Raw genomic sequence first — 5,145 nt, 5'->3', positions numbered from 1 at the left:
TTCTTCATACTCATTCTCAAAACTCCTCCTCGAACGATTTTTTTGCGCGCTTCTCGAATTCGGCTTCGCGAGCGGGGAGAAGTCTCTTCGGGAGTTTCCTCGTTGCCTCGCCGCTTCTTCTTCGGCCCTGTCGCCCAGCTTTTTTCGAGCGATCCTGTTTTCGTCGCAGGATCCTTCCTGCACGCGCCTTAATATTAGCAAAAATTTTTTGTTTTGCAACCCCTCGCCCAACGCCGACGATTTTAGATTTCGATCGTTGATTTTACTGGTATCTTATTACGTTCACCGCAGAGCGTCCGCATTTACAACGTAAACAATACAAAAAACTTCGACAATGTTCTATTTTTTATATCCAATCAAGTAATTACAATGGATTTTATCTCTATGACCTGAACAAAAAAATCCCTTTCGCAAAAATTCTTCACCAAAAATTTTCAGCGACTGGTCCGTATTTTTTTCAGTATTTTGTCCATGGACTGCGGAGAGCTCGTCTCCCGTAATTCCGTTTCTTGATAAAAAGCGTTAACATAGTTTGCAGGGCGCTGCGGGGAGTTCGGCCGCTCAGGACTGCCTCGACCGCTGCGCGGCCCGCGCAGCCCGCTTTGCGAATCTCCCTCGCAGCGCCCTTGCGTTCACCCTTTTAATTGAGAAACAGTATAAAAAAGCCGCCGTCGCGCTCCTCAGCGCGGCGGCGGCTTTTTCCTCTTCAATTGACGCGTCGGTTAAAAGCTCAGCATGGTGCGGAAGCGCACCTGCTTGTTGTCGTAATCCTTCATGTTGACGGCGCCGTCCTGATCGTTGTAGGCCAGTTCAAAATACAGGCCGGGGCTGTATTGGTAGCCGACGCCGACGGTCCACTCGCGCGGCGCCGGCGACAGGCTGTCGACGTCGTAACGGGCATACCGTTCGAACGTGCTCCAGCGCTCGTTCCACTGCTGACGCGCGCCCACGAACCACACGCCGGTATCGCCCGCGAGCGAGAAATTGCGTCTCGCGCCGCGGCGCGGCCAGTCGACGTCGTCGTTGAACGACCAAGGAACGTTGTCGAGGCGGAAGCCCGCGTCGATCTGGGCGTATTCCAGCCAGATGCTGGTGAAGCGCAGTTTTTCCTGGCCGAGGTCGAGAATCACCTTCCAGGCTTTGGGATCGTCGGCCGCCGTGGGAACGCCGTAATAGTCCGCCAGCCCGTCGTTCAGATCCTGCCGGTAATAAGCGCCGCGGAAGGCGATGCCGTCGGAAAGCGCGTATCCCAACCCGGCCCAGTACGTGTTGAAACCGGCGTCGTTCTCGTTGCGCCACAGGCCGTTCAGGCTCAGCCAGGCGCGCTCGCCCAGATTGACCTTGAGGCGGGCGCCGTAATGTTCGTCGCTCGCGTTGGCGGCGTAAACCGAATCGCCGTCGTCGGCGCGCTGCGAGGCGGCGAACGCCGCCAGCTCCACGGCGCCGGCATCTTTCTTCAGGCTGGCGCCGCGATAGGCGGAGCCCATGAAGAACCCGTGGCGGTCATGATAGAGGCGGTCCTCGTCTTCCCAGTCAAGCGCAAATTGTCCGGCCTTGAAGGTCAGCCCCCAGCCGAGGAAATCGGCCGCCGTCACCCAAAAACGGTCGAACGTGCCGTCGCTCCAACGCGCGTCGAAGCCGACCCCGCCGCCAAGATCGCGGTGCAGGTAAAGCCGGGCCTCGTCGAACGTAAAGCCGTCGCTCAGCGCGCCCGAACCGGGCAGATCGTTGTCCCAGGCGTTGTAATCGAACCGCAGGGTCCCGCCGATCTTCCAGCCGCCCAGCCCCTTTTCGAGGGCGCCCAGACGGCCGTCGAGACGGTCGGTCCTCACGCCGAGGGCTTCCAGTTCGGGACGGAATTCGGCCGCGAGATCGTTAAGACGGGCCCGGTCTTCGCCGCTCGCGCCGCCGTTGACCAGCGCGCGGGCCACCATGACGGCGATCTCGTAGCGGCTCATGGCGCGCCCGCCCTTGAACGCGCCGTCGGGATAGCCTTCGAGGATCCCCTTGGCGCCGAGTTCGGCCACGGCGTCATAAGCCCAGTGGCCGGCGGGCACGTCGCCGAACGGCTCGGCGCGCGCGGCGGAAAGCGCCGCCAACGCGAGCGCCGCCGCAAGCAAAAGAGTTCTGCGGATATTCATTTTCGCTTCACCCCGCTTTTCGAAAGACGGAAATTTCCTGCGCCGCGACGGCGGACACGGGAGAAAAAGGCCGGCGGACCGGCCGATCGACGGCATTCGTCACCGCGCGGCCACACGCTCGCGAACCGCGCGCCACTATAATACCATTTTTCGCAGCCGATGGCGAATCGTAGAATCAAAATCAATCATATTTGATTGACCGTTTTGCCAATTCCCGATATGATTGCTACAGACAAAAAATGCGTCTTGGAATAAAAATAGTCTGCAGGAGGAAAAAAGATGAGAATCAAAAGAAATCGATACCTGAACGCGCTCATCCGAAAAAAAGACAACGGGCGCGTCAAAATTATTACCGGCATCAGACGCTGCGGCAAGTCTTATCTGCTTTTTGAACTCTATAAGGACTATCTGCTGGAAAACGGCGTTCGGAAAGAGCAGATCATCGAAATGCCGCTCGATGAAATCGAAAATATCCGGTTCCGAAATCCGTTCGAACTCGACGCGCATATCAAAGATAAAATTGCGGACACGTCCCGGCGGCACTACGTTTTTATTGACGAGATACAGTTATGCGCGGAGGTTCCCAATCCGTACGTGGATACCCCCGATGAAAAAGTAACGTTTATCGACACGGTGCTTGGCCTGATGAAGATCAAAAACGTGGACGTCTACGTCACCGGCAGCAACTCCAAAATGCTTTCCAAAGAGGTGCTGACGCAGTTCCGGGACAGAGGCGATGAAATACGGGTGTTTCCGCTGTCCTTTGCCGAGCTCTGTCCGGCATATGAAGAGGTCCGCTCAAGGTCTCCCATTCCGGCTTCGTCATCCTCCTCGTTCTTCGACGCCCGTACCGGGGACGCATGGAGGGATTACTGCACGTACGGCGGCATGCCTTACCTTTTGTCTCTGGAAACGCCGGAAGAAAAGAGTCAGTATCTGAAGAATTTGTTCGAAGAGACCTACATCAAAGACATTATCGAGCGGAACGACATCAGGAACGACAAGGAAATTCTTGAAATTCTGCTGGATTTCGTTTCGTCGGCGATCGGCTCGCTGACGAATCCATCCAAACTGGAAGCTCGCTTCCGTTCGGAAAAAAAGATCAAAGTTTCCCATAACACGATCGCAGGCTATCTCGACTACTTCAGGGAAGCCTACATTCTGGACAGCGCCAAGCGGTATGACATCAAAGGCGCGGGGTATTTCTCCACTCCGCTGAAATACTATTTCACGGATATTGGTCTGAGAAATGCACGGCTGAATTTCAGGCAGATCGAAGAAACTCACATTATGGAGAATATCATTTACAATGAGCTGATCCGCCGCGGATATAACGTCGACGTCGGCGTTGTACAGTATAACAGCCGCAGAAAAACCGAGAAGGGAGAAAAAAGGGCGACGATCCAGCTCGAAGTGGATTTTGTAGTAAACCAGGGGAATCGGAGATATTACATTCAATCAGCCCTCCATATCGACGAACCGCAAAAAAAGGAACAGGAAATCAACTCTCTGAACCGCATCGACGATTCTTTCAGAAAGATCGTTGTGACCAAGGACAATATCATTCCGTGGCATGACGAAAAAGGCATTCTGTACCTCGGCGTGCAGGATTTTCTGCTGAACGAACAGGCAATCGATCTGTAACAACAATTCCTGATCAAAACAATGAATTTCCAGAACGTTCCTGAACGAAAGACAAGGCGAGTGCGCCGGAAATGGCGCGCCGCCTTGTCTTTTTGTCGTCGCGTCTCCGCCCAGCGCAGATCTTCAATGAAACACCTTACACTATTTCTCAATTAAAATGCCGAACTATACTCATTCTCGATATAAAGCGTGCCGTTCCTCCGAGAACGCGAAAAGGCGGCTGCCCGAAAGCAGCCGCCTCTGTTTTTGCAGACACGAATTGGATTTAGAACGTCAGCAGGGTGCGGAAGCGGATGACTTTGTCGTCCGTGATTTTGTCGGCGCCCTTGGTCAGGCCGCTGCCGAAGTCCATGTTGTCGTAGGACAGCTCGAAGTAGAGGTTGGGGGTGTACTGATAGCCGACGCCGACCGCCCACTCTTTGACCTTGTCGCCCGCATCGGGCTTGTACTGGCCGTAACGTCCGAAGGTGCTCCACTTGTCGTTCCACTCCTGCTTGGCGGCGACCAGCCACGCTTCGACGTCGCCCGTGCCGTTCCAGGCATATTCTTCGAAGTAATCGCCCAGCTTGCTGAATGCGTAGGGAAGATTCTGAGCCATAAAGCCGTCGTCGAACTTGACGTACTCGGCCCACAGAGACGTGAACTTGAGCACGTCCTGGCTGACGTCGAGGGCGACCTTCCACGCCTTGGGATCGTCGATGGCGGCGCCGTCGATATCCTGCATGTAATAAGCGCCCTTCAGTTCGAAGCCTTCGGCGAACTTGAAACCGAGGCCGGCCCAGTAGGTTTTGTATTTATCCGTGTCGTCGTTCATCCACAGGCCGTTGACGCTCAGCCAAAGCTTCTCGTTGAAGTTCAGCTTCAGGCGGGCGCCGTAGTACTCGTTGCTGGCGTTGGCATCGTAGATGCTGACGCCGTCATCGCCTATGTTGGAAGCGGCGAAGCCGCTCACCTCGGCCAGGCCGAACGTCTTGCTGAGGCCGAAGCCGCGATAGGGTACCCCCATGAACAGGCCGCTGTCTTCGTGTTCGCCGTAGTACAGGCCGTCGTCGTCTTCCCAGTCGATGTCGAACTGACCGGCCTTAAGAGTAAGACCTTCCCAGCCGAGGAAGTCCTCGGCGGTCAGCCAGAAGCGGTCAAAGACGCCGTCGCCGTATTCGGCGTCGAAGCTCAGGCCGTCGGCCAGATCCTTGTGCAGGAACAGGCGCGCGCTGTCGAACTCGAAGCCGTGCTTATTGAGCGTCAGATCGTTGTCGCCGGATACGAAGTCGAACTGCATTTCGCCGCTGATCTTCCATCCGCCCACGCCCTTTTCAAGAGCGCTCAGGCGGCTGTCGAAGCCGTCCACTTTCACGCCCAA

Annotated in this window: 3 protein-coding genes; 1 reads left to right on the top strand and 2 read right to left on the bottom strand. The window is 55.7% G+C overall.

What is annotated here, in order from left to right:
* Nucleotides 1–722: 722 nt before the first annotated feature.
* Complete coding sequence (locus D7D26_RS11725) at nt 723–2,141, bottom strand: S-layer homology domain-containing protein (RefSeq protein ID WP_120373167.1); 1,419 nt, start codon at nt 2,139–2,141, stop codon at nt 723–725.
* A gap of 279 nt (nt 2,142–2,420) precedes the next feature.
* On the opposite strand from D7D26_RS11725, the gene D7D26_RS11720 reads away from it, so the two are divergent.
* Complete coding sequence (locus D7D26_RS11720) at nt 2,421–3,785, top strand: ATP-binding protein (protein WP_120373166.1); 1,365 nt, start codon at nt 2,421–2,423, stop codon at nt 3,783–3,785.
* 265 nt (nt 3,786–4,050) lie between these two features.
* Here D7D26_RS11720 and D7D26_RS11715 read toward each other — a convergent pair.
* Nucleotides 4,051–5,145, bottom strand: a 1,095-nt coding sequence (locus D7D26_RS11715; protein WP_199674785.1) for an S-layer homology domain-containing protein, incomplete at its 5' end; no start/stop codon positions are given.

The sequence above is a fragment of the Pyramidobacter sp. CG50-2 genome, from assembly GCF_003612005.1.
In the GTDB taxonomy this organism is placed as follows: Bacteria; Synergistota; Synergistia; order Synergistales; family Dethiosulfovibrionaceae; genus Pyramidobacter.
This window is presented reverse-complemented; position numbering and strand designations above follow the sequence as displayed.